The following is a 22,905-nucleotide window of genomic DNA, read 5'->3' on the forward strand; positions in this document are numbered from 1 at the left end:
GGCCGGCAGGCCGTGGCGAGCGGACGCGATCCACCACCTCCCGAGGGCTTGCATCGCCCGTGCGGTGCGGGAGCCGCTCCTCACGTGCGCGGCGCTGCAGGCGTGGAGCGCGTCGGGCTCCTGCGCCCACCAGGCCGAGGTCGGCCGCCGCATCCTCCGCGATCGGTTCGGGGTCGAGGCGAGCGTCGTCGTCGGGGACCTGATGCGGCCGATGGGCGGGGGCCGGCATCACACCTACACCCGGAGCGACGGCAGCATCAGCGTCGAGGCCGGGGCATATCATGCCTGGCTGCGTCTGGACGACGGATCGCACGTCGACCTCGCGGCGTGGGAACTCCTCGCGCGTTTCGAGCGCCAGGGCATCGCCTGGACGGGCCCGCGCCCGGACTACCTGTGGGACAGCCCCGAGCGGCTGACGGCGCTGGGCTACGTCGCAACGATCGACGAGAGGGCAACCGCGGCGATGGCGGAGAGGCTCGATCGGGGCGACGACGGGGAGTTCCTGTCCGCCTACATCGGCGAGGCCCTGGCCGTGCTGAAGCGGTGCGTGGTGTGTGGCTCCGCGGACATCGAGCCGCATCTCCACCGTGGCCAGGCGGCCGGGCGTGCGGATTGCGGGTCGATGTAAGGGAAGACTATTTCTTTTCTATGTGGTCCTCGTCTTCGTCCTTAAACGCAGACGCCGATAGGCGGCATGGGCTTGTGAGTTCTACAGCCGACGCAGGAAAACATTCTATGTCCTCACTACAGACGTAGGGTATTCTGGATTTCCTATCGACATTGAGCTGAGTCACAGGGCCGAAAGTTCGGCCGCGGTGCTGCACCTTGTCGAGGTCAAGTTGCCCGTGGGCATCGGTGACGAAACGGGCCATGCACCTCGGCGCCGCCCACCCCTGCCCCACAACGACCACGAGAGCGACGGCGGCGAGGGCGAGACGCATGGGCTGCTCCAACACGAGGGCCGCGCCGATGGCAGGATGCGCGAGAGAGTGGGTCTGTTGCAACGGTCGGCTGGGCCGGACGAGCGCTCGACGACGATCCGCCGCTCCGGTGCGAGGTGGAACGGGTCAGGGCGGCGCTGGGGCAGGTGGCGGAGCAGGTCGGACCGGCATGAAGTCTATGCCGCAAGGACGAACTCAGCCTGCAGAGTGTCAAGAAGGTCGAAGGTGTCGATGTACGGCACGTTGAAGTGAATGCAGACGTTGGGAATCTGCACCTTCCTACGGATATCCGGGGCGTAGACCTCATGCGTGACAACCGTTGCCCCAGTCTGCATAGCGCTGGCGATGAGCCATGGGTCTGCGCCACTCAGGAAGCTCGGGATGGCGCCAGGCTTCATGTTGGGTAGGTTGGCGACGTGGTTCGCCACTGCCGCGAAGTGCCCCTGGGTCCCGGTGTCGGTCGTCTTATGAAACAGCTCCGGGTGGGCGTCCGCCCAAACGGACAGGTCGTCAGAGCCTTTGGACAACTCGTGCGCGATCCTGTCTATGCTGCGCACATCCTGGGTTCCGCACTTCAGGAGAAGCCAGTTCCAGTACCCAGGACATATCTTCATTCGATAATAGCGATTTTTCGCCTCAATAAAAGTATTGGTATCCAGGATGTAGCTCACGATTGAAGAGCCTTAGCGAAAATATTGAGGCTGCTGGGCTGCACCCCCAACAGTCTACCCGCATCTCTGAGAAGTATGCGACCAGATTTTGCCTGCTGAATAACAGCCCTGGATATCCGATCACCGTTTCGCACGCGAGCAGTGCGGTAGAAGTCTCCCCCACCGCTCTCCTTGTCCTCATATTCGTTCAGAGCGATCGCATAGACGCTTTGGTATTCCGCCGGGCTCGCGAACTTGAACGCAAGCGCTCGACGCGCTGCGACGACCCGGCTTACGTGAAAAGTCGTGACCACGCGCTGCAAGTTGGCGTTGAAGGGCAGGTCTAGGCGCCAGCATTGTCGAAAAGCCGCCTCAGGGACAAGGTATTCGCCAGCGACGGCGTTGCAGAAGACCTCAGACGCCTTGGTCACGGAAGGTGCAGCGTCGGAAATACCGCTGCTGCCGATCCAGATGTGTGCCAGTTCGTGCGCCAGGGTGAAGACCCTTGCCGCCGGGGCATCGGCGCTGTTCACGAAGACCGCAGGCGTGAACGGGTCGGCAATCGCAAAACCTCGGAACTCGCCCACAGCCAGCGGCCTGTGCGTGTTGTTACCGACGATGCCGCTGCGCATCACCAGCACGCCGACGCTCTCTGCCCGAGCCGCCAAGATACGCAGGAAATCGTCGGGGGCGCTTGCTGCCTGCGGCCGCGGGATCTGCAACTCGATGCTCGTGGCCACCTCGGACACGGAAGCGGTCAAGTCGAAGCTGCCGACGAAAGGCAGCCGCTCCCTGGCGCCGATGTCCTGTAGGTAGTCCGCGTACCAGAGCACCTTCTGCATGACGTCGCGCACAACGTCCCGCAGGTTGATGCTGACGTCGGTAGGCGTTCCGCTCCCGACTGTCCGCAGATCGGGAATCGGCAACGGCTCGGGGGGAGGCTCGTTCAAATACAGGTAGCCAAATGGCGTATGGGTGATGTTTGCCACCTTCTGCGCCTGTCCTATCGTCGGGCGGGCCTCGCCGGCCTCCCAGGACGTGACCTGCTCCGCGGGCAAGCGAAGGCGATCGGACAGCCCGTCGAGGGATAGCCCGGCCCGCTCACGCGCCCAACGCAGGAGCTTGGGGTTCACCAGTGCCTTCGCGTGTGCCAACCCTAACCCCGACCTGTTCCCGCTCTCACGATTGCGCCGATTCCTTTCTCGGCCACTGACGGTTGCCCGACAACATCACAAGCGCTTGACGCCGTGACAAGCTTGAAGAATGCGACGTCTCTCTGACCACGCCCGAGCGCCCTGCCCCATGCCGATCCGCCACGCCGCCTTCCGGCAGGCCGACCTCGTCCGAGCACTCAAGGCCGCCGACAAGGCGGGGCTGAAGGTGCAGCGGTTCGAGATCGACCCCGACGGCCGCATCGCGGTCGTGACCGGTGAGCCCGGGAAGGATCAGCCCATTAGCGCCTTGGAGGCGTGGAAGGCGAAGCGGGCGTCGAAGTTGAAGGGCTGGGATGACGTCGTGGACGGGTCCTGGCGCGCCGGCAACCTCAGCCTGCCTGCACGAACGCCGAAGCGGTAACCCCATGCCGATCCACCCCCGCCACAGCCGGCTCTATTCGATCGACTGGCGCGAGCTGTTGGCCTCGGTCCGTACGTCGAGGTTCCGAAAACGTCGCCAGCGGGCTCCGCACGTGCAGCGCGGGGCCTTCCCGATCATCTCCGGCACCGGTCTCGTGGCCTCCATACGTGCTCCCCGCGGCCGGACGGCGTGGATGCGGTTCGTTTCAACGCCGTCGGACAAGCCCCGGCAGCGTGTCTAGCCGCTGCAAAGGGTGGAGCATCAGAACGGGGCGCAGATGAGAACCAGACCGGAGGCCGTCATCCCGACCAGGAAGGCGAAGCTCGTGCAGCGGAAGGCCACGGGACGAACCCATGCAGGCCTGCGCCTGAGAGGTTGCTGAAGAACTGCGCGATGCGCCGCTCTGGAACGGTCCTGCGTGGCCTCGTCCGCCGCGGTAGCCATGAGGAGGGCGCCAACCGCGCTTCCGGCAGCTATGGTGAACAGCGCCACCGCCTGCGGGTCCGTCATGGATCGTCCACCTCTGGCCGAGGACGGCCCGCGGCCCGGTAGGTACCGTCGCCCGAGGAAGCGTGAGCTGGCTCCGACGGCCTCAAGGTGCCGCCCATGATGGCGATGGCGGCACGCGCAGCCCGTTCCGCCTTGTCGCGGTCGCCGGACACCTGGCCGTTGCGCACGAAGCAGCCGTGCGGGTCGTCGTAGACGGTCCAGTGCCACCGCTGGCCGGAGGCGTCGCTCTCGACGGGCCGCACATTGAACGACATGGGGCGGGATGCCGCGGCCTTCACCTCGCGAGCCAGCCCTTCAGCTTGCCCTCGCGCCACAGCGTCCTGGCGTGGGTGCCGGGCGTCATGTCTTCAGCTCCCCGCGGCCGAGCGACCCTGCCGTCCCGCTCGGCCTCCATGTAGGCCAGGCACACGGCCTCCTGCTCGTCGCCGAGCTTGCGAAACAGCTCGCACATCGTCTCGCGCTGGGGCGAGGCCGACCCAGGCCACATCAATGCATCCTCCGCCAAGCCATGCTCCAGAGCACGACCTCGCAGACGCGAAGAAGGCGATCGCGCGTCTCCTGGCGGGTGGTAATACGGGCGGTCGGCAGTGTCGGGACAGAGGACGTCCTCGGGCTCGGCGGTGGCGCGATAGGCGTCATGCTTCGACAGCCCTCTGTCTGAGCGCGGCTTCCCCGGCTGACCGGGCGCTCTGCGTCGTGGAGTAGTCCTTGAGGCTTTTGTCGAACACCAGCGCCCCGAAACGGCGGATCTCCCAACCATACTCCAGGCCAGCGGTGGGGCGCCGAACGACGAACACCTCCAGCGTGTCTCTGGGCAGGGCCGCCTCCCTCTTGCGCCGCCTCGCCTCGATCGCGGCCGCACGAGCGGCTTCCGTGAAATGACGTCGCGTCGGTCTGGTGAGCGGCATGTCGTCGAGCCCCAACGATGAACACGCGTCCATGTGGCACGCTCAACCCGCTCAAGCCCTCATCTCAAGTTAATCCTTCGTTCATTTTTCAGAGAAATCGCTTTTGTCAGATCAGCGATGCGCTCCGCCTTTCTCCTGGCATCTAACATAAGCTACCAACATACGGTGCAATGATAGGTCATCATTGATAAATGCGTAATCTCGGTGAGTTTTTGTACGGAACTTGGGTTGGATTACTGTCCTTAATCCGTGCGCCTTCGGGCGCATGCCCTTTTTGGGCGTTCCTCCCCAGACTTGGGCCGCTCGCCGGAAGGTGGAGCGGCCCTCTTTCGGGCTCCGGTTTCTTCCGCCCTTCCGCCTCGTTTCACGACGCGAGCTTGGACATTCCCCAATCGCGGTAACTCGGACAGGCCGCTCCAGCTTGCCGGCCATGAGCAGCAACCCCGCCTCGATGCAGGATATGCCCATGGGAGAATCACTGATGCGCCTCGCCCTTGCTGCCTCAGTGATGCTGACCGCAGGGTCGGGACGGGCAGCCTCCCCTCGCCTCGTCAGCACGACGCCGGGCAAGGATCAGCCGATCGGGATCTACGCCGTGGTCCGCAGCGACTGCTCGGTCGGCGCAGCACCGGACATCCGCGTCATCCGACCTCCGGCGCACGGCGCCATCATGGTCGACGACGTCCGGATGGCAGGGAGGGGTTCCGACCGATGCGCGCCCGTGGTGGCTCTCGCCCGTCGGGTGACGTATAGGCCGTCAGCGGGGTTCGTCGGTCAGGACGAGGTGATCTTCGACATCGTCGACCGCGAGACGGGGCAGGCCGACTCGCATCCGGTGACGATCGTCGTGCAGCCTGGGCTGCCGAACATCTGAGCGCTTCTCCGCCGATCGGGGCTGTCGCTGCTACCCGCTGAACGATGTCCCGGAGCACTGGAAGCGCCAAGTCGTGGCGCTGCAGGCTCGGCGGGCGTGCGGGGACCTGTTCACGGGGCCGTATGGGTGAAGTCGGCGTCCACCCAGGCCGACGTCTCGGGGTCAACCGGCGGTGGCGCGTCGTCGAGCACCACGGCCGCCTTTCGGATCTCCCGCGGGGAGGCCCCATAGGCGTCCGCCATCGCCCGTCGCAGCGACTGCCCCGTACCGAAGCCGCAGCGGCGCGCCACCTCGTCGATGGCGAGATCACGGCCCCATTCCGAGGTGAGCAGCCGATGCGCCGCGAGGGTGCGGTGTCGATGCGCCACGGCCGCCACGCCGCCGAGCGGCTGGATCAGGCGGTACAGCGCTGTGCGCGACAGTCGGAAGTGAGCGCACACCGCCTCGGGGCCGAGGTCCGTCTTCGCGATGTTGCGCTCGATGAACCGCTCGACGCGCGCCAACTCGGGGGCACGGTCCTTCCGCTGGCTTTCGCGCTTCCGGCGGCCGGGCCGGGGTGCGAGACAGGCCGCGAGCAGGTCGAGCGCCGCCAGCCCCGCCGCCTCGGCCAGCGCCTCGGACAGGTCCGCCGCGACATTGAGCAGGTGCAGGAGCTGCCCCGCGAGCAGCCGGGCCTCGGGCGTGCCGGCCGCCAGCATGCGCCCGCCGACCGCCCCGGCGCGCTTCACCCGTTCGGTGAAGAGCGGCCGGGGCACCACCAGCGTCACGCAGCGGTGCTCGGCCACGTCGATGTGCATGGTGTCGCGCAAGTCGAGCAGCAGGGCGTCGCCCGGCCCGACCGCGACGTTGTGGGTGCCGACGCGACCGACGAGCCCGCCCTCGACGAACACGTCGAGCGCGACTGCGTCGAGGGCATGGCGAGCGATGTGGGCCTTGTCGCGCACGGCGGTGTGCGGCCCCGAGCGCATGTCGGCGAGCAGGATGGAGCCGAGGTGGTGGCCGTCGAAGCTGGCCCGGAAGTCGGCGCGGTCCTCGGGCGCGACCATCATGTCGTGCGAGAAGCCGAGGGCTGAGCGCCACGCCTCGACGCGCTCGTCGGGCGGGTGCGTGTCGGGTCCGAAGCGGAGGTGGACGGGGTCGGGGCGCATGGCTCGCGGCATGCCGGGCACGTCAAGAACGGTCAACTCGTCCTTTTCGATGCCTATCCGGGACGGAGCGTTCGGAACGGCCGCTTTCATCGCGTGCACCGTGGACGGCTCGTTAAGACCCTGCTTAGGGTGATCCCTGGCTTGACGCACAGGAGAGCCGGAGCGCGACCGGTTCGCGCCAGTCGAACCAAAGAGCAATGGTGCCCGCGCGACGCGGCGAGGGATGGAGGCGGTAATGGCGACGACGGCTTATGGCGCGGTGACATTTACGGGCGACGACTCACAGGTCGGAGATGTCATAAACTTCGCTTACGTTGATAATAATCAGACTGTCCTTATAGGACAAATCACAGTTAACAATAACAGCACTAGAGATTCGGCTAATAACGGACAGTATTAGTACCAAACTTTTTTACCTGTGGGTACATATGATTTTTTTGCTTTTAGCAAAGATAATTCTATAAGTAACAATTCTGTTACGACGCAGGATATAACATATCAACCAGTTGCAAACGAAAGCAATGCATCAACTGCATTGTATGGTTCTGTAACCGTCACTGCTAATCCTGGTGCTACCGGCTCGACGGGCGCGACCGGTGCCACGGGCGCCACCGGAGCAGACGGCGCGACTGGCGCTCAAGGACCGATCGGAGCCACGGGCGCCATGGGCAGCGTCGGCGCCACGGGCACCGCTGGACCGACCGGGCCGCAGGGCATTCCTGGACCGAAGGGCACGACGGGCGACGCGGCGAGCGTCGGCATTGAGACCGTCACGGCCGCTCAGAACGCGGACGGCACCACCACATACCGTTTTTCTGGTGGCAGTTACTTTGACGGCAAGTCCTATTCGGCCGTCACTGACACGCGGGATGCAAATGGGTCGCTCACCACCGAGGTCCGCGACAAGAACGATGGCTCGCACGCTGTGAGCATCTACCAGGGCGGCCAGACCGTGCAGTCGAACTTCTTCGACACGTTCAACAACGGCGGCGCGCCTGACACGACCTTCGTGTTCGACCCCGGCTTCGGGCGCGACGTGGTGAGCTTGTTCCGGGTGGACGGGGCGGACCACGACGTGCTGAGCTTCAAGGGTTCCGACTACGGCAACGACATCGCCACCGTGCTGGCCAGCGCCAGAAACACGAACGCGGGCCTGCTCATCACGGACCCGACCGCGTCGAGCCCCGGCGGTGGCCCCGGCACCCACGACACGCTGCTGCTGAAGGGCATCACCAAGCAGCAGCTCGCGGCGAACCAGGGCGACATCGCGTTCCACGCGTGAGGCGCTTGAGGGGAGGCCAGTACGGACGCGGCCTCCCCCACCCCGACAGCCGCGGCGGATCGCGCGGCCGACCGGGGCACTATGGGACGGTGCGGTTGACGCCGCGTTGACGCCGCCCCGAGCGCAGCGAGCGAGGCCAGGCGCCCTCCCCGCGTAGTCGGGAGGGCATTGCTTGCTCCGGGCGGAGGTCATGCTGACGAGGGCCACAAGGGGCAACAAAGGACCACCGAAGGGCCACAAGCGAAGGGACGTCACACCCTACGCACTGAAGCGCAGGAGCCCCGTGGGCGGCGATTTCGTACCCCGGTCTCTACTTCGTGCGTGGAGAGGCCAAAAATGCTTCCAGCGGGCTCCGTAGGGGCGGCGCGAGGTCGTTTCAGGGCATGGCGAGGCGGCCGAGGATGGTGGCGATGATCTGAAGGCCGACAGAGGCAGCGGTCCACTTGGCGGCGCTGCTGTTCAAGCCGCCGGCCCGCTCCCAAGCGTCTCGTGCGGCTCTGGCATGGATCAGCGCGACGAACGCCGGGTCCCTTACCCGATCCAGGGCTTGCCTATCAGGCTCAATCTGTACCCCGGATGCCACCCGCCACAACCAAGCGGCCCACAGCCCGGCCAGCACTGCGGCGACCGTGAAGGCGTCGGCGGCGTGCTGCATCATCTCCCGGTCCTTCTCTCGCCTTCTCGGAACGCTGCGGTTCGTCGACCGCTGGTGGGGTAAGATGAATCTGTAATCCGAAGGGTGCCCGCGGTTCTGAACCCACCCCGTCGGCACTTTGACGCCCCGGCCCGGGGCGCCATTGGCGTTCCGCCGCGACACGCCAACGCCCCGCGTCAGGGCGATGGTCGCCAGCCGGTCACTTCACGCCACCGTGGCGCACGTCCCTGCCCGCCACCGACCACGGCCGGCGCGTAGGCCCAGCCGTCCAGCGCCCTCGGGCAACTGCCTGGGATTTCCCGGTAGTTGGAGCGGTGCTCTGCAGGCCCGATTTCGATGCTGACGCCTTAGCACCGCTGATGCTTGGGGCGGTGCTCTCGGCTTGCCGCGGGTGGTCCCCTGCCCGCTTCCTGTCGCGCATCTTTAGCCAGGCGCGCCACTCGGGGCTGATGATCCGCACGGTGTTCGGGGCCGAGCGCCAGGCCGACAGGCGCCATTCCTCGCTGGTGAGGATGCCAAGCGCCACGGCCTGCCGGACGGCATTCTGCACCGTCGTGCGCCCTACCCCGGCCAGCGCCGCGATGTGGCCTATGGTGAGCCGGCACAGGCCGCGGCGCGCCACCTCGGCGGCGATGGCCGACAGGGCCGCGGTCTCGCCCATGGTGAAGCGGGCGGCGAGCTGCGGCGGGAGCCATCCGCTCGACGTCCAGCGCCGGCGGCGCTCCATCGCGGCCGGCGATCTCGGCCGGGAGCCGACGCGCCGGCGTGTACCGATATCGACACGCACGGCCGGCACCGCTTTGTGCGCCGCGATCTCCTCCGCGAGCCCCTGCGCGTCCTCTTCGGACACCGCCCCGCAGGCAAAGCCCTTCCACACGGCCGCCGACAGTTCGGCAAGCCGCTCCCGTGGCGTGCCCGGCAGGGCTCGCCTGATGTCGTCCGCAAACATGATCCCTGCCCCAAGCTGGGGCCGTCCCGAGCGCGTACGTTCCCGATCGCGAAACCGTGCGGTTTCACGTTGACGACTCGATGCCGTCGTGAGAGCGTCGGGACTGTTCGGGGTCCCAAAGCCCTATTCGGTTCCAAGAGCCTCACCCTTGCCGGGGTGGGGCTCTTTCCGTTTCAGCGTCCTATCCGGCCATCGTTGCTCCGTTCGGCCGCCGCGACTCGCGCCGGACCATCGCCCATCACGCCCAGACCGGGGCCTTGTGTCAAACTGGCGCGAGGCCGGCGCTTCAACGCGAAACGGGCGGAGCCTTTCGACCCCGCCCGTCTACCAGTGCTGACCTGCCCCGCTTCTTCCCGGCCGGATGCCTACGGCCGCAGCTCTCGCTTGAACGTCGGCAGATCAGGCGAGGCGCACAGCGCGGCCAGAGCCAGCATGCCATCAGCCCGCGCGAGGGTTTGGCTCGGGAACGCCTCGGGCCCGCGTTGGAGCACCACGCCGCCGAACCTGCGCAGCTCCCATGTGAAGGCGTGAGTGCCCGCCTTGACGATGAACAGCTCCGGCTTACCGAACGCGTCAGGAGCTTCCTGCTTCACCTTTCTGGCCGCGGCAGCGGCAATGCGGGCCGCTTCGGTAAAGTACCGGCGGGTCGGTGGGGAATCCGGCATGGACAGGCCTCCTACACCCCGTACCAACGCGCAGGGAAAACGATTCAGCCACGCGAACTGGCGATAAGCCGCATCCGTTGCAGGACCATCGTCGGATCGATCATCGGGCACCGGCGGCTGAGCGAGCCTTGTGCGCTTCCGATCACCGGAGAACGCGCATGCCTCGCTTTCACTTTTGCGTCCACAACGGCAGAGAAGCGTTGGACGAAGAAGGCATCGATCTCCCCGACGTTCGAACCGCGCGAACCGAAGCCGTTCGACTGGCCGGGGGCATGCTGCTCGATCAAGCGTCTTTGGTGCACGATGATGGAGCATGGTATCTGTCCGTGACGGACGGATATGGCAGGCCGCTGGTGCGCGTCGATGTGAACGTCGTCGACCTGCTGACGGTCCAGTGAGGACCGGAGCTAAGCCATTGTTCTAGCCGTCGGGTGAGGCAGCTACATAGTACCGGACCCGTGGGAGGACGCGACGGGCAGGGTGGTCGCGGTCTTCGACGACATGACGCCGCTGCGGCTGAACGTGATGTACGGCGAGCAGGGGCCGTTTCTGTCGACGGTGCTGGCGTCGAAGTTCGTGGCCGACCGGCCGCTCGACGGGGCGCCGTTCTGATGTCCGCCCGCCGCTCAGGACGCCTTCCCACGCTGCCGAGCGCGACGGCGCTGCTCGACCAGGTCGCGCCGATCCACCGCGCCCTGTGCGCCGAGATGGCCGGGCTCACGATCGGAGGGGCGCACTATGCGGCGCTGTCCCGCGCCAGTGAGGCGCTACACCGGCTCGCCGCGGACGTCGGGCATCCGGGGCGGTTCGCCGAAATGGCGCCACGGTCTAACATCGGCTGACCGCGGCCCGGCCAAGTCGCGTCCTGCCGGACCGCGGGCCTCACACGACGCAGATCGCGCTCAGCCCCACACCTTGCCCCCAACCGGCGCGGCGCTACAACCTGCCGATGCCGACAGCCGATGTCATCGCAGCGGCCAGGACCGCGCTCACATCCCTGCTCAGCCTCCGCAAGGTCACGGGCAAGACAGCCGCCGTGAAGGCGCTGAATGCCGCGATCGACCTCGCCATCGGTGAGGCGCGACAGATCCTGGACCAGCCCGCGAGGAGGCCGGAGCAGGCGTTGAGGCGGTTCGGGGAGGGGTGAGACGGCGAAGCCCGGCGGGTGGGAAGCGACAGGGCCGTCGCGGTCCAGGAGGCCGTGTTCAGGGCGTGGGCCAGGCAGGGGTAAACGCTGCCACGTCGTCACGTGGTAGCGTTGTCACGCTTCGCCGCGCTCGATCTTGTCGAGGTCGTAGCCGTAGCGCTCCAGCACCATTCGCAAGCCTTCGACGTAGAGGTCGTGTGGCTTGCAGTCCTCGGCCGCCGCGATCTCGCGCAGCTTCTTGAACACGCGCGGATGGGCGTAGAGGCTCGCGTGGGGCCGCTCGACACGCTGGCGCACCTTCATGCCGTCCGGCGTCTCGTTCTCCCGCCTCCGCGTGGACACGCTGCGCCGTGACGACGTGGTCACGTGGTCACGCGGTGCGCTCTCAGGTGCGGGCGCTGCTGCCGGCGGTGGGGCTGCATCCGGTTCCTCGGGCACCGCCACGTGATGACGTGGCAACGTGGTCGCATCGTCACGTGGTCGCGTGGCGGCTATTCCGGCGAGTTGGTCGGCGATGGATGGGCGGGGCGTCTTAGCCACGGGCGGGCGTCTCCTGCATGCGTTCGGCGATCCAAGCCCAGAGAAGGCGCACCTCGGCAGCCGCCTTGCCGCGCGGTGCGATCTCGGTCACGCCCTGCCCGGCCGTCATGGCGTCCAGGAAGTCGGCCCGCAGCGCCACCATGCACGGTGCCAGCGTGCCGGAGCGCACCAGCGCCGTCGCGGCGTCGAGCGTGCGACCCTGACTGGACGTGAGGCACTGGTTCAGCACGAGGCCGAACGGCTTGCGGAGCGTCTGCAGCTGCTCGACCGTCGGCCGGGCCGCCTCGACGTCGAGGATGGACGGCTTGACCGGCACGAGCACGAAATTCGCGTCCTGCAGGGCGATGGCGACGCCGGCGCCGAATATGCCAGGCGTGTCGACGATCGCCAGCGACGCCCCGGAAGCCTTGGCGCGATCGAGCGCTTGGCGAACCCGCGCGGGCTCTGCCGTCTCGACCGTAAGGCCCTGAGCCTGGCGGCGACGCCCCCAGGCGGCGAGGCTCCCCTGCGGGTCCGTGTCGATGCCCGCAACCGTCTCGCCTCCATCGGCCGCCGCTACGGCCAGGGAGGCGGCCAAGCTCGTCTTGCCGCTGCCTCCCTTCTGGCTCGCCATCGTCAGAACGCGCATGCTCCCTCCCCCGCGTGGACACGTCGTCACGTTGTCGCGTGCCGACGTTTCGCGGGGCTGGGTATCATGCCGCTGTCAGATGCGGGCCGATGACCTTGGCGAGTTCGAACATGGTGATTCGCTCGGCGCCGAAGATGGGCCGCAGCGTGGCGTCCGCGATGATCCCGCGCTTGTCGGCCGGGTCCTGCAGGTCGTGCTTGCGGATGTAGTCCCACAGCTTCGACACCACGGCGGTGCGGGCCAGGGGCTCGGCGCCGACCACGGCCGCCAGCTCGGACGAGGGCGTCAGCGGCTTCGCCAGCGCGCCGGCGGTGCGGGGCTTCTTCGGGGCGACGGTGCGGGACATGGCGGATAACTCCAACGCGGCCGACGACGTGTCAACGCTGTCACGTTACCACGTGGTCGCGTGATGACGCTACAAGCCGTCCGCCATCTCCGCCCCTGGCCGCCCCTCGGCGTCGAACGCGAAGCGCACCCTGGCCCGCTCCAGCGCCGTGCGGATGGCCCACACGTCGGAGAAGGGCAGGGCGGCCAGTACGGCATCGTCGGTGCGAGCCATACGGGCTGCGTCATAGGACACTTTGGCTCGCCGCGAGAGCGTCGGCGAACTCCACCGCAGGAGTGCGCATGCCCGCCGGACCTGGGCGGCAGTGAGGGTCGGCGGGGCGGTCATTCGCTCGCTGTGCCTCCGCGTGTGGCCGCCGTCTCGTCCTGATCGAGCATGGCCTGCACCTTGGCGGGATCGGCGCCGACGCGCACAAGGTAGCGCAGGAACCGCGCGGCCGGGCGGGGTACGTTGCGCTCCGCGAGCGCCCAACGCTGCGCCGTGCGGCTGTCCACCCCGAGGAGCTGGGCCGACGCCTGCTGGCTGAGGCCGAGGGCAGCGAGGGTGGCGCGGTACTCGTCGGCGTTCATGGCGGCAGGCTCCTCGTGACAGGGTGCCCCACGGTGGCCTGCCACGTGGTCACGGCGTCGCTCTCGCGTCGCTGATCCCCGCCCTCCGGCGCCCCTCTGCCGTGATGACGTAGACGCGGCGGGGCGTCCTCTCGCCCGCGGCCTTGCCGCTGCGGCCGGCGATGAGGCGCTGGCTCTCCAGCATGACGAGGCGACCGCGGACCTCGCCGGGCGACATCGCGCAGGCTGTGCCGATCTCCGCCGCGCTGGCGGTGGTGCGGGCGGCGAGGTGGCGGAGGATGGCGAGCTCGGGGGAGAGGCTAGGGTTCATCCGCTTCTGTAGCTTCAGGTTAAACTCGATACGGCAATTTATCTTCAAAGTTGCAAGACAATAATTGTCAGACATGGGCTTTTTTAACAAAAAATATTTCCTCATTCCTGCACTTCGGACTTCAGGAAAGTCAATAGCGGATCTTAATACTTCGCATGTCATGCACCCTCGTGAGTGGGACCAACGAGGTTAACATGTTGAAGGTGCTAGGCTGCATCGTCTACGAACACGATATACGGCTGGTGATCCTGTCAGCCGTGATCTGCATCCTGGGCTGCTACACGACGACGACGCTTCTGGCGAGAGCTGGCGAGGCCCCCCGACATCTGGTTGATCGATGGCTCGCCGGTGCTGCTGCGACCTTCGGATGCAGCGTATGGTCGCTCCACTTCGTCGCCATGCTGGCGTTCATGCCGGGACAGCAGATGGCGTACCACGTGGGCCTGACGGTGTTCTCGGCCATCGTCGCATCCGTCGGCGCCTATGCCGCCTTCATTGCCTGGACCGCACGAACTCCGGAGTCGATCAGGGCCGTCTCCGGAGGGGTGCTGCTCGGGCTGGCTGTGTCGGGCATGCACTACACCGGGGTGGCAGCGATGTCGTTCTCCGGCTTCCTGCTGCTCGATCGCGGCCTCGTGACGATGTCGGTGGCAAGCAGCATCGCATTCTCGATCGTGGCTTTCGCTCGCGCGTCAGGCTTGAACACGAAGAAGAACCAACTTGAAGTCGCGAGTTGGTTTGCCCTGGCGATCTGCGGGGTCCACTTCGCCGGCATGGCGGCGGTCACCATCGCGCCGGGCGTCGCGGACATCTCTGCTGGTACGGTGCTCGGCACCGCGCTCCTCGCCACTGCCGTCGGGAGCGTCAGCGTCGCGATCCTGATCTCCAGTCTCGCCGCAGTCACGGTCGAGCAGCACCTATCGCGGCGCGCCCTGCAGGAGCTCGGCCGCATGAGACTGATGAGCAATCTCGCGCAGGAGGTGCTGTTCATCCATCGCGACGGGGTCGTGCTCGAAGTGAACAGCGCTGGGGAACGTCTGTTCGGGGCACCGGCGGACCACCTTAGAGGACGATCGGCGCTGAGCCTCTTCGCGGTGGAAAGCACGCCGGCCTTGATCCGCCGCGCCGCATGTCCGCCGCTGGACCGGCAACCCGAAGAGGTCGAGGTCCGCGCCGTCGGCGGTGTCTCGGTGCCTGTCGAGATCTCGTGTCAGCCCATCGACTACCTCGGTAAGTCCGCGACGGTGGTCGCTCTCCGGGATCTCACCGACCGTAAGCGCGACGAGGCCCGCATCCGGCACCTCGCTCGGCACGATGCTTTGACCGACCTGCCGAACCGCTACAGTCTTCAGGAGCGGCTCGACCTGTCCCTAGACGTTGCGGCGCAACAGCGGAGCTCGCTCGCCGTGATCTATATCGACCTCGACCGCTTCAAGCCGGTCAACGACCTTCACGGCCATGCCGCCGGTGACGCCCTGCTGATCCAGGTATCCAAGCGCATCCTGGCGGAAATCCAGCCGTCCGACACTCTGGCACGAGTCGGCGGCGATGAGTTTGTCATGGTGCTGACGAGCCAGTCACAGCCCGAAAAGGCTTCAGCAACTGCAACACGCGTCCTCGACGCCCTGCGCCAGACCTTCGAAATCGAGGGCAAGCGGGTCGAGATCGGTGCTTCGATCGGCATCGCCCTCTACCCACAGGACGGCACGGACGCCGACACGTTGCTGCGCGCTGCGGATGCGGCCTTGTACCGGGTGAAGGGGGAAGGGCGCGGGGCGCTGCGTTTCTACGAAGCGTCGATGAACGCGCAGGTGCAGGCGAGGCTGCAGCTCGAACAGGAGTTGGCCGGGGCCGTCGAGCGGGAAGAGTTGGTGCTGCACTTCCAGCCGATCGTCAACGGCGTCACGGGCGAAGTCGAGACCTTCGAGGCCCTGGTCCGCTGGATGCACCCCGTGCGAGGCATGGTTCCGCCGTTGGAGTTCATCCCCATCGCGGAGGAGACGAGCCTGATCGACGGCATCGGACGATGGGTGATCGAAGCGGCCTGCCGCGAGGCCGCAAGCTGGCCTCATCCCTGGAGAGTGTCGGTCAACGTGTCACCCAAGCAGTTCCGGCGGTCGGACGTCTGCGGGGTCATCGCCAAGGCGTTGCGGGTCAACGCACTCGACCCCGCTCGCTTCGTCGTCGAGGTGACCGAGAGTGTGTTGATCGACGATGCCGCGCAGGCGGTGCTGACGCTTCTCCAGTTGCGCGAGATGGGCGTGCGTATCGCTCTTGACGATTTTGGCACTGGCTATTCGAGTCTCAGCTACCTGCAGCTGTTCAAATTCGACAAGTTCAAGATCGACAAATCGTTCGTGCGGAAGCTCGGGAAAACCGAGGATGCGCTGACGCTGACGCGAACCATCGTCAACCTGGGTCACAACCTCGGCCTACACGTCACGGCGGAGGGCGTCGAGACCGAGGAACAGCTCGCGATCCTGCGGGCGCTCGGCTGCGATCAGATCCAGGGCTACCTCGTGGCGAAGCCGGCTCCGATGGGATCCTTCACAGAACTCGCCCGGCTCCGTGTCATGGCCCTGTTCGGGCGGGATCGACCGCGCCTGTATGCGTGACGAGGCGCGCGGAGATCATGCGGAGCGCGGTGCTGACCTCAGCCGCGCTCACGTTGATGTGGGTGACGGAGGATGCCGAGATCAGGGAAGGAGGTCACGCTTCAGCCCGCGCCAGTACCGCCCTCGGATGGCCTTCAGCGTCGATCTCGAACCACAAACCGGCCTTCTCGAGCGTTGTCCGTATGGTCCGGAGCTCCGAAGTCGAGAGGGTTCCGAACAGGTCGTCCTGGCGCGCGCTCCAGGCGGCTTTGAAGGACACTTTGGCGCGGCGGGACAGCATGGCCGACCTCCACCCGAGATCGGCGCACGCCTGCCGGACTTGGGCGGCGGTGAGTACGGTTGGGTGGTCCTGCTCCACGCAACCTTTCAGCCAAACGCTCTGCCGGCCGAACTCTATGCCGCCCCGCTCCAGCGCTCCCCGGATCGCCTGGAGGTGAGCTTCGGGGATCGCCGGCTGTCCCGTACATGCCTCAGCTCGCCTGATCGTGTCGACTGTGACGACCCTCGACCGCTCCGCTAGTCGGGCCGGCGTGAGTTTCAGGAGGATGCGGGCTTGCCGGATCTGGCGGCCGGTGAGGGTCATGGCTCGACCTTCCGCAGCCGGACGCCCGGCCCCTCGCCGTTCTCGGCAAGAAACAGCACGCCAGCAGCCTCCAAAGCGCGGCGAACCGCCTCGACGTTGTTCGGCAGGCCTGCCGCCTGCCCCGGACTGCCCTCCATCCGCTTAAGCGTCGCCGCCGAGATGTTGGCGCGCTCGGCCAGCTCAGGCTGGTTCAGCCCCACCAGTGTGCGAGCTGCCGCGATCTGCCGTCCAGTGAGTGTCATTGCACTACTTGTCTCTTTCTGCGCTAATTCGCTTGACGATGCCAAGCTGTTGCTCCATAAGTAGCACGTTGACCAGATCGGAGCAACGTGAATGCCCCAGGCGACCCCCCTCCGCTTATTACGCACCGCCGAGCCCACCCGCTCGGCTCCCCGGCCGTCCTTCGTCACGGCGGCCGGGCGCTTCGACCTCGAAGCCATCATGCTCTTCGCCCGCGCCGCAACCCTCGGGGTGCGCCTGTGAGCCGGCGCCGCCCCTCGCACCTCGTCTGCCTCGACGGCGTCGGCATCGGCAAGCCGTCGACGACCCGCACCAAGGCGCTGCGCTCGCGCGGCTGGTGGTCCCGGCGGCTGGGCTGCGACCTCGACGTGGTCCGCCTGCGCGACGTGGTGCCGTCGTGAGCCGGCCGAGGCCGCACCCGCGATTATGAGGTCGGGCGCTCCAGCGCCCTCCCGCCTGCGACCGATCCCCAGGCCGCCGCCATCGCTGCGGCCTCGGCACCGGCCCCGAGCCGAGATCCACCACGACCCGGAGGACATGACGTGCGAAATCACGACCGGCGGAGCTGCGCCCCGCCATCGGCACCCTTACCTCAAGACGAGGACACCGGCCGCAAGCCGCGCCGCCGTTGGACTCGCCCCGACGTGCGCCGGCCGGGGGAGTCGGCCTTCGCCACCCGGCGCGCCGTGTTCGGGCCGCACGAGCTGCGCGAGGACCGCATCACGGCGGAGAGCTACCTCGCCGACGACCTGTCGCCGGCCGCGCGCCGGGCGCTGCGCGAAGGGGCCGACGCATGAGCGCGCCCTTCCTCCACCCCTACCGCACCGCGCCCGACACGCTGGAGGCGATCCGGGCAGACCTCGACGGCATGCTCGGGCGGGTCCACTCGGCTCTGTCCAGATCACATCAGTCTGTGAGAGGGATCGGCGTCAACGAGCGGAAGCGCGAGCGTGCCGACTAGGTCGTTCAGCCCGCAGCCGATCCGCTCCCCCGCGGTCACCATCCCGACGACGGGCATGCCCGCGACCGCCACAATTACCAGCGCGGTGAAGGCCGCGAGCGCGAAAACCTTTGGGGAAACGCTGTCATCGGCACGAGCCGGCATCATTGTTCAAGGGTGTGAAGGAATCCCAGGCCATCGTGCGGAGGTCGTCGTCGAGACCTACCGAACATGGCCATGCAACTTCCGGCTTCACACCGCCTCGTCGTCGCGGCATCGATCGCCTCAGCCCTCGTGGTCCTGGGGTGTCTCAGCACCACGGCGGAAGCTCGGGGGAGCAGGAGCTACTTCCGGGCGAGCCGGGGCGGTACCCACGCCCACTACTCCTGTGAGTACGGATGCTCGGGGCGCAGTCGCAGCGCACGGATGTTCGGCCATCGCTCGCGCGGCTTCGGCGACGAGCACTTCGGGGCGTTGGGCCGCCGCTTCCGCCGCGGTCCCGACGGCGTGCTCTATGCCGTCGACGTCGGGGGAGACGCCGACGGGAGAGCGGAGCCGGCGCTCGCGGTCGTGGTGCAGCCCCGGCCGGCATGCGTCTACGACCGCGTTCCGGAACCCCCGCCGGGGTACACATACTTCTCTCGCCCGCTTCGGCCTTTCGAGGTCACCGGACAGCCGGTGGCGTTCTCCGACAAGGTGCCGATCAGCCAGGGAAGCTTTCGGCTCTGCGAGTGAGCGCTCGGCGTCGGTTATGTTCATCTAGGGCCTGCCCTAGCTGAACGCTCCGGCGTTGAACGCCCGCCCTCGGCACCGCCGTTCATTTAGAATGGATGTTGACGAAATGAACGCATCCGCTACAACGTCTTAGAACCTAGATGAACGGAGCGGGCCCGTGATCGTCGGATATGCTAGGACGTCAACCACGGAACAGGTCGCGGGTTTCGAGGCGCAAGACCGCGACCTCCGCGCGGTCGGCGCCGAGCGCATCTTCTCCGAACAGGTGTCCAGCGTCGCGGCGCGGCCCGAGCTTGAGGCGGCGATCGGCTTCGTGCGGCAGGGCGACGTGTTCGCCGTGACCAAGCTCGACCGCCTCGCCCGGAGCGTGGCGAACCTGCTGGAGATCGTGGCCCGGCTGGAGGCGAAGGGCGTCACGCTCCGCATCCTCAACCTCGGCCTCGACACCGCGACCCCAACGGGCAAGCTGATGCTGACAGTCATGGGCGGAGTCGCCGAGTTTGAGCGCTCGATGATGTTGGAGCGCCAGCGCGAGGGCATCGCCAAGGCCAAGGCGGAAGGCGCCTACAAGGGCCGCAAGCCGACGTCTCGCGCCAGGTCGGCCGAGGTCGCGGCGTTGAAGGCCGAGGGCCGTAGCGTGCGAGCCATCGCGGAGGCGCTGGGGATCAGCGTCGGATCGGTTCACGGGATGCTGAGAGTCCGTCCGGGAAGTCAGGCTGCGCAACCTATGCGACGTAGCAGCATCATGACGGACGCAGCGTAGAGGAAGGCCTTTGCGGATGCGATTGTGGCCTCCGGATCCTTCCAGAGGCGTCGATTGCGGCTGATCCAGGCGAAGAAGCGCTCAACCACCCATCGCCGGGGGTGAACCACGAAGCCGACCTGCCCGGGTGGTTTGCGGACGATCTCGACGGCGATGAGCGTGGCGCTGTCCGGCTTGTCGCCGGCGTAGCCCGCGTCGGCGAAGGCCTTGGCGATGAAAGGATATGAACGGCGTGACTGCTTGAGCACCGGCACGGCCCCGTCGCGGTCCTGCACGTCGGCCGGCTGCGGGTCGAGCACCAGGGCGCGGCCGTCCGTGTCGACCAGGGCCTGGCGCTTGCGACCCTTCACCTTCTTGCCCGCGTCGTAGCCCCGCGGACCGCCGCTCTCCGTGGTCTTCACGCTCTGGCTGTCGAGCACGGCCGCGGTGGGCGAAGCCTCTCGCCCGGCCCGCTCGCGATCCAGCATGACGAGATGGTGGTTGATGCCGGCGAACAGGCCCTCATCGCGCCACGCGCTGAAGTAGCCGTACACCGTGCTCTTCGGGGGCAGGTCCTTCGGCAACAGGCGCCAGGGAACGCCGCCCCGCAGCACATAGAAAATGCCGTTCACAATCTCCCGCAACGACCACAGCCGGGGCCGTCCGAGCGGGTTGCCGGGCGGCAACAGCGGTTCGATGACGGCCCATTCGGCGTCGGTCAGATCGGTTGAGTAGCGGAGTTCGGAGCGGCTATGCTGCTCGCGGGTGGCCGGGGTCCACATGGCGGTTCCAGATCAGGTTTCAGCACCCTCCTGGAATCATCTCAGCCCCGGCCACTCAACCCCACGTGCCCTTATCGGACGGACACTGAAGGCCCCCTCCACGGCCGCCTAACCCGGCGCGCTCCGCCGACCCTTGCAACCGCCGCCCCATCGGCGCATAGTCACCGTTGCAGGACCCCCCACGTGAGCGGGTCAGCTTGCCTATCGGGTCCCCCACGGGATCGCAGGCCCCTTCCCCGCCCTCGGCGAACAAGGTGGCACTGTGCCCGATCGGACCTGCCCTCACCGGCTCAAGCCCCTCATCACCCTGGCCTTGTGCGCCGTCGCGCTGATCGGCCTCGTGATCGCCACCACCGCGGCATCGCGGCCCCGCGCCCACCCCGGCGCCGTGGCGGTCGACCATGTCCCGCCCGACGCCTGCGTGGCCTTCTACGGGCCCGGCCCGTGCCGCGAGCACGGCAGCACGGTGGTGGGATCGACCGACGCCGTCGCCGGGCCGCCGCCGGCGACCTGGCGCGGGAAGGTCGGGGCGCCGACCCCGCCCGAGGCCCGGCCATGACAGGTCCGGCTCCGTCGCGCCCGCGCGAGGTGCCCCGCGCGCCCGCGCGCTCCATCCCGATCCGCACCGTGCCCCGCGCCACGCTGGAGGCGCTGGTGGCCCGCCTCGTGGCGAGCGGGGCCGTGGTCGCGCCGACGAACGAGGCACCGCGATGAGGCTGACCCACGCCGAGCAGATCCTCATCGACATCCTGCGGGAGAAGGCCGAGGGCGGCCTCACGGTCACGCTCACCATCCTGCCGGAGGGCTGCACCGTCACGGCGGCGACGCCGGCCGACGGCGTCCGGCTCGGCGCGGGGCCGAGCGTCGAGGCGGCGCTGCGCAACCTCTGCGGAATGGACGCGCCCGCGGACGCCCTCGGCTCGGCGCCGAGTCCGGCACAGCATTGAGGAGCGCGACGTGGCGAAGATCATCGGGGGCAAACAGCTCCAGCCCTACCTGCAGGGCATGGCCGACCGCCTGTCCAAGGCGAAGACGGTCGACGTCGGCTTTCTGGAGGGCGCGACCTACCCGGACGGCACCAGCGTGCCGACCGTCGCCGCCCTGAACGAGTTCGGCACCAGCAAGGCGCCGCCCCGGCCGTTCTTCCGCACCATGATCGCGGCGAAGCAGGGCGAGTGGGGGCCGGCCTCGGGCCACCTGCTCAAGGCCAACAACTACGACGCGGCCAAGACGCTCGACCAGGCCGGCGCCGCGGTCGCCGGCCAGCTCCGCCAGTCCATCCTCACCTTCGACGGGGCGCCGCTGGCACCCGCGACGGTCAAGGCCAAGGGCTTCGCGACACCGCTGATCGACACCGGCCACATGAGCAACAGCGTGGACCACCGCGTGAACTCGGGAGACGAATGATGGACGCCTGCCTCACCGCGCCCCCGGCCGGCGCACCGGCCGACCTCCGCCGCCTCGACGCCGCCCTGTCGGCGCTCCGCCGGGCCGAGCGCGACGTCGCCGCGATCCTCACCTGCCTCGCCGAGGCCCGCAACGCCATCGCCGCGGCGCCGGGCGACCCCGAGGCGGCGCGGCGCGTCGCCATGGCGGAGCTGCGGATGCGGGGCGACGCCCTCGCCCTGGCGGAGGCCTTCGCGGCTCTGGCGCGGCCGGAGGCCTAGCCCGTGTCGTTCACCCGCAAGCACCTCCAGGTCGACTTCGCCCTCGCCACCGGCAACTTCCAGGGCGGCGGCAACAGCTACAGCGCCAAGGGCATGCGGATCACGGCCGACATCGTGAAGGCCGGCGGGGTGTCGATGGGCGGCGCCAACGTCGTGGTCTACGGCCTGCCGCTGTCGGTGATGAACCAGCTCTCGACCTACGGGCAGGTCCTCACCCTCACCGGCAAGAACACCGTCACGGTCTCGGCGTGGGAGGACGGCGCGTCGCCCTCCGTCGTGTTCGTCGGCACCATCGCCTCGGCATCGATGGACGGCCAGGCCCAGCCGCAGGTCGGGTTCCACGTCGAGGCCTACGCGTCGTCGTTCGAGAACGCGAAGCCGGTCCAGCCCACGTCCCAGCCCGGCAGCCAGGACGTCGCGACGCTGATGGCGACCGTGGCGCAGAAGGCCGGGCTCGGGTTCGAGAACAACGGGGTCGACGTCAAGGTCCAGAACCCGTACCTGCCCGGCACGGCGATCCAGCAGATGCACGCCCTGGCCGACATGGCCCGCATCGAGCGCATCGTCGACTGCGGCACGCTGGCGATCTGGCCGGCGAACGGGAGTCGCAAGAGCCGCCCCGCCGTGATCTCGCCGCAGAGCGGCCTCGTGGCCTATCCGCAGTTCAACAGCCAGGGCATCATCTTTCGCGCCCTGTGGCAGCCCTCGTTAGCGTTCGGAGCCGAGATCGAGCTGCAGAGCAGCATGACGCCCGCGTGCGGGCCCTGGATCGTCCACAAGCTCACGTATGCCCTGGCGTCCGAGACGCCGAACGGGCCGTGGTTCTGCGACGTGTGGGCCCACCGCACGGGCGTGATGCCGGTGGCGTGATGGGGCAGGCCAGGGCACGACGGGACGCGGCGCT

40 protein-coding genes are annotated in these 22,905 nt (G+C 67.7%); 21 read left to right on the top strand and 19 right to left on the bottom strand.

The window, feature by feature from the left end; all coding sequences use genetic code 11:
* A partial coding sequence (locus L7N97_RS28165) for a hypothetical protein (RefSeq protein WP_237482548.1) occupies positions 1–628 on the top strand: 628 nt, incomplete at its 5' end.
* A gap of 489 nt (positions 629–1,117) precedes the next feature.
* Here L7N97_RS28165 and L7N97_RS28170 read toward each other — a convergent pair.
* Positions 1,118–1,612: a DUF4411 family protein gene (locus L7N97_RS28170; RefSeq protein ID WP_237482550.1), complete on the bottom strand. Its 495-nt coding sequence runs from the start codon at positions 1,610–1,612 to the stop codon at positions 1,118–1,120.
* Complete coding sequence (locus tag L7N97_RS28175; RefSeq protein ID WP_237482552.1) at positions 1,609–2,724, bottom strand: XRE family transcriptional regulator; 1,116 nt, start codon at positions 2,722–2,724, stop codon at positions 1,609–1,611. Before L7N97_RS28175 ends, L7N97_RS28170 begins: the two co-directional genes overlap by 4 nt.
* 169 nt (positions 2,725–2,893) lie before the next feature.
* On the opposite strand from L7N97_RS28175, the gene L7N97_RS28180 reads away from it, so the two are divergent.
* The gene (locus tag L7N97_RS28180) at positions 2,894–3,166 is read left to right on the top strand and encodes a hypothetical protein (protein ID WP_237482553.1); all 273 of its coding nucleotides are present in this window, start codon (positions 2,894–2,896) and stop codon (positions 3,164–3,166) included.
* Between the two features lie 261 nt (positions 3,167–3,427).
* Here the strand turns inward: L7N97_RS28180 and L7N97_RS28185 are convergent, their stop codons facing one another.
* The 4 genes from L7N97_RS28185 to L7N97_RS28200 all read right to left on the bottom strand — a co-directional run bounded on the left by L7N97_RS28185 (position 3,428) and on the right by L7N97_RS28200 (position 4,599).
* Positions 3,428–3,676 (bottom strand): hypothetical protein, encoded by a 249-nt coding sequence (locus tag L7N97_RS28185; RefSeq protein WP_237482555.1) that lies wholly within the window; start codon positions 3,674–3,676, stop codon positions 3,428–3,430.
* Positions 3,673–3,930, bottom strand: a complete 258-nt coding sequence (locus L7N97_RS28190) for a hypothetical protein (protein ID WP_237482556.1) — start codon at positions 3,928–3,930, stop codon at positions 3,673–3,675. The genes L7N97_RS28185 and L7N97_RS28190 overlap by 4 nt, the downstream gene beginning before the upstream one ends.
* Before the next feature lie 20 nt (positions 3,931–3,950).
* Positions 3,951–4,163 (bottom strand): hypothetical protein, encoded by a 213-nt coding sequence (locus tag L7N97_RS28195; protein ID WP_237482558.1) that lies wholly within the window; start codon positions 4,161–4,163, stop codon positions 3,951–3,953.
* Between the two features lie 148 nt (positions 4,164–4,311).
* The gene (locus L7N97_RS28200; protein WP_237482559.1) at positions 4,312–4,599 is read right to left on the bottom strand and encodes a hypothetical protein; all 288 of its coding nucleotides are present in this window, start codon (positions 4,597–4,599) and stop codon (positions 4,312–4,314) included.
* Positions 4,600–5,014: 415 nt separating this feature from the next.
* Between L7N97_RS28200 and L7N97_RS28205 the strand changes: the two genes are divergently transcribed.
* Positions 5,015–5,458 (top strand): hypothetical protein, encoded by a 444-nt coding sequence (locus tag L7N97_RS28205; protein ID WP_237482562.1) that lies wholly within the window; start codon positions 5,015–5,017, stop codon positions 5,456–5,458.
* 110 nt (positions 5,459–5,568) lie between these two features.
* Here L7N97_RS28205 and L7N97_RS28210 read toward each other — a convergent pair whose 3' ends face one another.
* A complete protein-coding gene (locus tag L7N97_RS28210; protein WP_237482564.1) occupies positions 5,569–6,642 on the bottom strand; it encodes an AraC family transcriptional regulator in 1,074 nt (357 codons plus the stop codon).
* Positions 6,643–7,270: 628 nt separating this feature from the next.
* On the opposite strand from L7N97_RS28210, the gene L7N97_RS30010 reads away from it, so the two are divergent.
* Positions 7,271–7,888: a hypothetical protein gene (locus L7N97_RS30010; RefSeq protein WP_255722503.1), complete on the top strand. Its 618-nt coding sequence runs from the start codon at positions 7,271–7,273 to the stop codon at positions 7,886–7,888.
* A 376-nt stretch (positions 7,889–8,264) separates the two neighbouring features.
* Here the strand turns inward: L7N97_RS30010 and L7N97_RS28220 are convergent, their stop codons facing one another.
* From L7N97_RS28220 to L7N97_RS28230, 3 genes are all read right to left on the bottom strand, one after another.
* Complete coding sequence (locus tag L7N97_RS28220; RefSeq protein WP_237482566.1) at positions 8,265–8,546, bottom strand: hypothetical protein; 282 nt, start codon at positions 8,544–8,546, stop codon at positions 8,265–8,267.
* 196 nt (positions 8,547–8,742) lie between these two features.
* On the bottom strand, positions 8,743–9,492 hold the full coding sequence (locus L7N97_RS28225; protein WP_237482567.1) for a hypothetical protein: 750 nt from the start codon (positions 9,490–9,492) through the stop codon (positions 8,743–8,745).
* A 365-nt stretch (positions 9,493–9,857) separates the two neighbouring features.
* Positions 9,858–10,157, bottom strand: a complete 300-nt coding sequence (locus L7N97_RS28230) for a hypothetical protein (protein ID WP_237482569.1) — start codon at positions 10,155–10,157, stop codon at positions 9,858–9,860.
* A gap of 158 nt (positions 10,158–10,315) precedes the next feature.
* Here L7N97_RS28230 and L7N97_RS28235 point away from each other — a divergent pair, with 158 nt between their 5' ends.
* From L7N97_RS28235 to L7N97_RS28245, 4 genes are all read left to right on the top strand, one after another.
* Positions 10,316–10,555 carry a DUF6894 family protein gene (locus tag L7N97_RS28235; RefSeq protein WP_237482571.1) on the top strand — a complete coding sequence of 80 codons (240 nt, stop codon included), beginning with the start codon at positions 10,316–10,318 and terminating at the stop codon, positions 10,553–10,555.
* A gap of 82 nt (positions 10,556–10,637) precedes the next feature.
* Entirely contained in the window at positions 10,638–10,769 is a 132-nt protein-coding gene (locus L7N97_RS30015; RefSeq protein ID WP_255722498.1) for a hypothetical protein, read from the top strand.
* Complete coding sequence (locus L7N97_RS28240; protein ID WP_237482573.1) at positions 10,769–10,999, top strand: hypothetical protein; 231 nt, start codon at positions 10,769–10,771, stop codon at positions 10,997–10,999. The genes L7N97_RS30015 and L7N97_RS28240 overlap by 1 nt, the downstream gene beginning before the upstream one ends.
* A gap of 107 nt (positions 11,000–11,106) precedes the next feature.
* Complete coding sequence (locus L7N97_RS28245; RefSeq protein ID WP_237482576.1) at positions 11,107–11,304, top strand: hypothetical protein; 198 nt, start codon at positions 11,107–11,109, stop codon at positions 11,302–11,304.
* 114 nt (positions 11,305–11,418) lie between these two features.
* Here L7N97_RS28245 and L7N97_RS28250 read toward each other — a convergent pair whose 3' ends face one another.
* The 6 genes from L7N97_RS28250 to L7N97_RS28275 all read right to left on the bottom strand — a co-directional run bounded on the left by L7N97_RS28250 (position 11,419) and on the right by L7N97_RS28275 (position 13,697).
* Positions 11,419–11,670, bottom strand: a complete 252-nt coding sequence (locus L7N97_RS28250; RefSeq protein WP_237482578.1) for a hypothetical protein — start codon at positions 11,668–11,670, stop codon at positions 11,419–11,421.
* A 166-nt stretch (positions 11,671–11,836) separates the two neighbouring features.
* Positions 11,837–12,472 carry a ParA family protein gene (locus tag L7N97_RS28255; RefSeq protein ID WP_255722499.1) on the bottom strand — a complete coding sequence of 212 codons (636 nt, stop codon included), beginning with the start codon at positions 12,470–12,472 and terminating at the stop codon, positions 11,837–11,839.
* Positions 12,473–12,536: 64 nt separating this feature from the next.
* Positions 12,537–12,818: an SWIB/MDM2 domain-containing protein gene (locus L7N97_RS28260; RefSeq protein ID WP_237482582.1), complete on the bottom strand. Its 282-nt coding sequence runs from the start codon at positions 12,816–12,818 to the stop codon at positions 12,537–12,539.
* 69 nt (positions 12,819–12,887) lie between these two features.
* On the bottom strand, positions 12,888–13,031 hold the full coding sequence (locus tag L7N97_RS28265) for a hypothetical protein (RefSeq protein WP_237482584.1): 144 nt from the start codon (positions 13,029–13,031) through the stop codon (positions 12,888–12,890).
* A 110-nt stretch (positions 13,032–13,141) separates the two neighbouring features.
* On the bottom strand, positions 13,142–13,387 hold the full coding sequence (locus L7N97_RS28270) for a helix-turn-helix domain-containing protein (protein WP_237482586.1): 246 nt from the start codon (positions 13,385–13,387) through the stop codon (positions 13,142–13,144).
* A gap of 49 nt (positions 13,388–13,436) precedes the next feature.
* The gene (locus L7N97_RS28275; protein WP_237482588.1) at positions 13,437–13,697 is read right to left on the bottom strand and encodes a helix-turn-helix domain-containing protein; all 261 of its coding nucleotides are present in this window, start codon (positions 13,695–13,697) and stop codon (positions 13,437–13,439) included.
* 194 nt (positions 13,698–13,891) lie between these two features.
* On the opposite strand from L7N97_RS28275, the gene L7N97_RS28280 reads away from it, so the two are divergent.
* Positions 13,892–16,312, top strand: coding sequence for a bifunctional diguanylate cyclase/phosphodiesterase (locus tag L7N97_RS28280; RefSeq protein ID WP_237482590.1), 2,421 nt, complete (start codon positions 13,892–13,894; stop codon positions 16,310–16,312).
* A gap of 94 nt (positions 16,313–16,406) precedes the next feature.
* Here L7N97_RS28280 and L7N97_RS28285 read toward each other — a convergent pair whose 3' ends face one another.
* Both L7N97_RS28285 and L7N97_RS28290 read right to left on the bottom strand, forming a co-directional pair.
* On the bottom strand, positions 16,407–16,895 hold the full coding sequence (locus L7N97_RS28285) for a hypothetical protein (RefSeq protein ID WP_237482592.1): 489 nt from the start codon (positions 16,893–16,895) through the stop codon (positions 16,407–16,409).
* Positions 16,892–17,137 (bottom strand): helix-turn-helix domain-containing protein, encoded by a 246-nt coding sequence (locus tag L7N97_RS28290; protein WP_237482594.1) that lies wholly within the window; start codon positions 17,135–17,137, stop codon positions 16,892–16,894. The genes L7N97_RS28285 and L7N97_RS28290 overlap by 4 nt, the downstream gene beginning before the upstream one ends.
* A 91-nt stretch (positions 17,138–17,228) precedes the next feature.
* Between L7N97_RS28290 and L7N97_RS28295 the strand changes: the two genes are divergently transcribed.
* The 6 genes from L7N97_RS28295 (at position 17,229) to L7N97_RS28320 (ending at position 19,573) form a co-directional block, all read left to right on the top strand.
* A complete protein-coding gene (locus L7N97_RS28295; RefSeq protein WP_237482595.1) occupies positions 17,229–17,378 on the top strand; it encodes a hypothetical protein in 150 nt (49 codons plus the stop codon).
* Positions 17,375–17,536, top strand: coding sequence for a hypothetical protein (locus L7N97_RS28300; RefSeq protein ID WP_237482597.1), 162 nt, complete (start codon positions 17,375–17,377; stop codon positions 17,534–17,536). The genes L7N97_RS28295 and L7N97_RS28300 overlap by 4 nt, the downstream gene beginning before the upstream one ends.
* Before the next feature lie 243 nt (positions 17,537–17,779).
* Positions 17,780–17,932, top strand: coding sequence for a hypothetical protein (locus L7N97_RS28305; protein WP_237482599.1), 153 nt, complete (start codon positions 17,780–17,782; stop codon positions 17,930–17,932).
* A complete protein-coding gene (locus tag L7N97_RS28310; RefSeq protein ID WP_237482601.1) occupies positions 17,929–18,096 on the top strand; it encodes a hypothetical protein in 168 nt (55 codons plus the stop codon). The genes L7N97_RS28305 and L7N97_RS28310 overlap by 4 nt, the downstream gene beginning before the upstream one ends.
* A 405-nt stretch (positions 18,097–18,501) precedes the next feature.
* On the top strand, positions 18,502–18,810 hold the full coding sequence (locus L7N97_RS28315; RefSeq protein ID WP_237482603.1) for a hypothetical protein: 309 nt from the start codon (positions 18,502–18,504) through the stop codon (positions 18,808–18,810).
* A gap of 157 nt (positions 18,811–18,967) precedes the next feature.
* Positions 18,968–19,573, top strand: coding sequence for a recombinase family protein (locus tag L7N97_RS28320; RefSeq protein WP_237482604.1), 606 nt, complete (start codon positions 18,968–18,970; stop codon positions 19,571–19,573).
* Here L7N97_RS28320 and L7N97_RS28325 read toward each other — a convergent pair.
* The gene (locus L7N97_RS28325; protein ID WP_237477649.1) at positions 19,522–20,334 is read right to left on the bottom strand and encodes an IS5 family transposase; all 813 of its coding nucleotides are present in this window, start codon (positions 20,332–20,334) and stop codon (positions 19,522–19,524) included. The two genes, L7N97_RS28320 and L7N97_RS28325, sit on opposite strands and share 52 nt — an antisense overlap.
* A 262-nt stretch (positions 20,335–20,596) precedes the next feature.
* Here L7N97_RS28325 and L7N97_RS28330 point away from each other — a divergent pair, with 262 nt between their 5' ends.
* The 6 genes from L7N97_RS28330 to L7N97_RS28355 are packed head-to-tail and all read left to right on the top strand — an operon-like array spanning position 20,597 to position 22,871.
* On the top strand, positions 20,597–20,893 hold the full coding sequence (locus tag L7N97_RS28330; protein WP_237482606.1) for a hypothetical protein: 297 nt from the start codon (positions 20,597–20,599) through the stop codon (positions 20,891–20,893).
* The gene (locus tag L7N97_RS28335; protein WP_237482607.1) at positions 20,890–21,048 is read left to right on the top strand and encodes a hypothetical protein; all 159 of its coding nucleotides are present in this window, start codon (positions 20,890–20,892) and stop codon (positions 21,046–21,048) included. Before L7N97_RS28330 ends, L7N97_RS28335 begins: the two co-directional genes overlap by 4 nt.
* The gene (locus L7N97_RS28340) at positions 21,045–21,281 is read left to right on the top strand and encodes a hypothetical protein (protein ID WP_237482609.1); all 237 of its coding nucleotides are present in this window, start codon (positions 21,045–21,047) and stop codon (positions 21,279–21,281) included. Before L7N97_RS28335 ends, L7N97_RS28340 begins: the two co-directional genes overlap by 4 nt.
* Before the next feature lie 10 nt (positions 21,282–21,291).
* A complete protein-coding gene (locus L7N97_RS28345; protein ID WP_237482612.1) occupies positions 21,292–21,741 on the top strand; it encodes a hypothetical protein in 450 nt (149 codons plus the stop codon).
* Entirely contained in the window at positions 21,741–22,001 is a 261-nt protein-coding gene (locus L7N97_RS28350) for a hypothetical protein (protein WP_237482614.1), read from the top strand. The genes L7N97_RS28345 and L7N97_RS28350 overlap by 1 nt, the downstream gene beginning before the upstream one ends.
* Before the next feature lie 3 nt (positions 22,002–22,004).
* Positions 22,005–22,871: a baseplate hub protein gene (locus L7N97_RS28355; RefSeq protein WP_237482616.1), complete on the top strand. Its 867-nt coding sequence runs from the start codon at positions 22,005–22,007 to the stop codon at positions 22,869–22,871.
* The last annotated feature ends 34 nt before the right edge of the window (positions 22,872–22,905 follow it).

The sequence above is a fragment of the Lichenibacterium dinghuense genome, from assembly GCF_021730615.1.
GTDB lineage: Bacteria > Pseudomonadota > Alphaproteobacteria > Rhizobiales > Beijerinckiaceae > Lichenihabitans > Lichenihabitans dinghuensis.

What these genes read in the sequence shown, in the direction of transcription:
- L7N97_RS28335 (WP_237482607.1), top strand. Translation starts at nt 20,890, where the DNA reads ATGACAGGTCCGGCTCCGTCGCGCCCGCGCGAGGTGCCCCGCGCGCCC.
- L7N97_RS28295 (WP_237482595.1), top strand. Translation starts at nt 17,229, where the DNA reads ATGCCCCAGGCGACCCCCCTCCGCTTATTACGCACCGCCGAGCCCACC.
- L7N97_RS28280 (WP_237482590.1), top strand. Translation starts at nt 13,892, where the DNA reads ATGTTGAAGGTGCTAGGCTGCATCGTCTACGAACACGATATACGGCTG.
- L7N97_RS28220 (WP_237482566.1), bottom strand. Translation starts at nt 8,546, where the DNA reads ATGATGCAGCACGCCGCCGACGCCTTCACGGTCGCCGCAGTGCTGGCC.
- L7N97_RS28290 (WP_237482594.1), bottom strand. Translation starts at nt 17,137, where the DNA reads ATGACACTCACTGGACGGCAGATCGCGGCAGCTCGCACACTGGTGGGG.
- L7N97_RS30010 (WP_255722503.1), top strand. Translation starts at nt 7,271, where the DNA reads ATGGGCAGCGTCGGCGCCACGGGCACCGCTGGACCGACCGGGCCGCAG.
- L7N97_RS28230 (WP_237482569.1), bottom strand. Translation starts at nt 10,157, where the DNA reads ATGCCGGATTCCCCACCGACCCGCCGGTACTTTACCGAAGCGGCCCGC.
- L7N97_RS28325 (WP_237477649.1), bottom strand. Translation starts at nt 20,334, where the DNA reads ATGTGGACCCCGGCCACCCGCGAGCAGCATAGCCGCTCCGAACTCCGC.
- L7N97_RS28285 (WP_237482592.1), bottom strand. Translation starts at nt 16,895, where the DNA reads ATGACCCTCACCGGCCGCCAGATCCGGCAAGCCCGCATCCTCCTGAAA.
- L7N97_RS28350 (WP_237482614.1), top strand. Translation starts at nt 21,741, where the DNA reads ATGGACGCCTGCCTCACCGCGCCCCCGGCCGGCGCACCGGCCGACCTC.
- L7N97_RS28235 (WP_237482571.1), top strand. Translation starts at nt 10,316, where the DNA reads ATGCCTCGCTTTCACTTTTGCGTCCACAACGGCAGAGAAGCGTTGGAC.
- L7N97_RS28260 (WP_237482582.1), bottom strand. Translation starts at nt 12,818, where the DNA reads ATGTCCCGCACCGTCGCCCCGAAGAAGCCCCGCACCGCCGGCGCGCTG.
- L7N97_RS28265 (WP_237482584.1), bottom strand. Translation starts at nt 13,031, where the DNA reads ATGGCTCGCACCGACGATGCCGTACTGGCCGCCCTGCCCTTCTCCGAC.
- L7N97_RS28245 (WP_237482576.1), top strand. Translation starts at nt 11,107, where the DNA reads ATGCCGACAGCCGATGTCATCGCAGCGGCCAGGACCGCGCTCACATCC.
- L7N97_RS28205 (WP_237482562.1), top strand. Translation starts at nt 5,015, where the DNA reads ATGAGCAGCAACCCCGCCTCGATGCAGGATATGCCCATGGGAGAATCA.
- L7N97_RS28225 (WP_237482567.1), bottom strand. Translation starts at nt 9,492, where the DNA reads ATGTTTGCGGACGACATCAGGCGAGCCCTGCCGGGCACGCCACGGGAG.
- L7N97_RS28180 (WP_237482553.1), top strand. Translation starts at nt 2,894, where the DNA reads ATGCCGATCCGCCACGCCGCCTTCCGGCAGGCCGACCTCGTCCGAGCA.
- L7N97_RS28270 (WP_237482586.1), bottom strand. Translation starts at nt 13,387, where the DNA reads ATGAACGCCGACGAGTACCGCGCCACCCTCGCTGCCCTCGGCCTCAGC.
- L7N97_RS28310 (WP_237482601.1), top strand. Translation starts at nt 17,929, where the DNA reads ATGAGCGCGCCCTTCCTCCACCCCTACCGCACCGCGCCCGACACGCTG.
- L7N97_RS28340 (WP_237482609.1), top strand. Translation starts at nt 21,045, where the DNA reads ATGAGGCTGACCCACGCCGAGCAGATCCTCATCGACATCCTGCGGGAG.
- L7N97_RS28190 (WP_237482556.1), bottom strand. Translation starts at nt 3,930, where the DNA reads ATGTCGTTCAATGTGCGGCCCGTCGAGAGCGACGCCTCCGGCCAGCGG.
- L7N97_RS28240 (WP_237482573.1), top strand. Translation starts at nt 10,769, where the DNA reads ATGTCCGCCCGCCGCTCAGGACGCCTTCCCACGCTGCCGAGCGCGACG.
- L7N97_RS28315 (WP_237482603.1), top strand. Translation starts at nt 18,502, where the DNA reads ATGTTCGGCCATCGCTCGCGCGGCTTCGGCGACGAGCACTTCGGGGCG.
- L7N97_RS28275 (WP_237482588.1), bottom strand. Translation starts at nt 13,697, where the DNA reads ATGAACCCTAGCCTCTCCCCCGAGCTCGCCATCCTCCGCCACCTCGCC.
- L7N97_RS28255 (WP_255722499.1), bottom strand. Translation starts at nt 12,472, where the DNA reads ATGCGCGTTCTGACGATGGCGAGCCAGAAGGGAGGCAGCGGCAAGACG.
- L7N97_RS28195 (WP_237482558.1), bottom strand. Translation starts at nt 4,163, where the DNA reads ATGTGGCCTGGGTCGGCCTCGCCCCAGCGCGAGACGATGTGCGAGCTG.
- L7N97_RS28185 (WP_237482555.1), bottom strand. Translation starts at nt 3,676, where the DNA reads ATGACGGACCCGCAGGCGGTGGCGCTGTTCACCATAGCTGCCGGAAGC.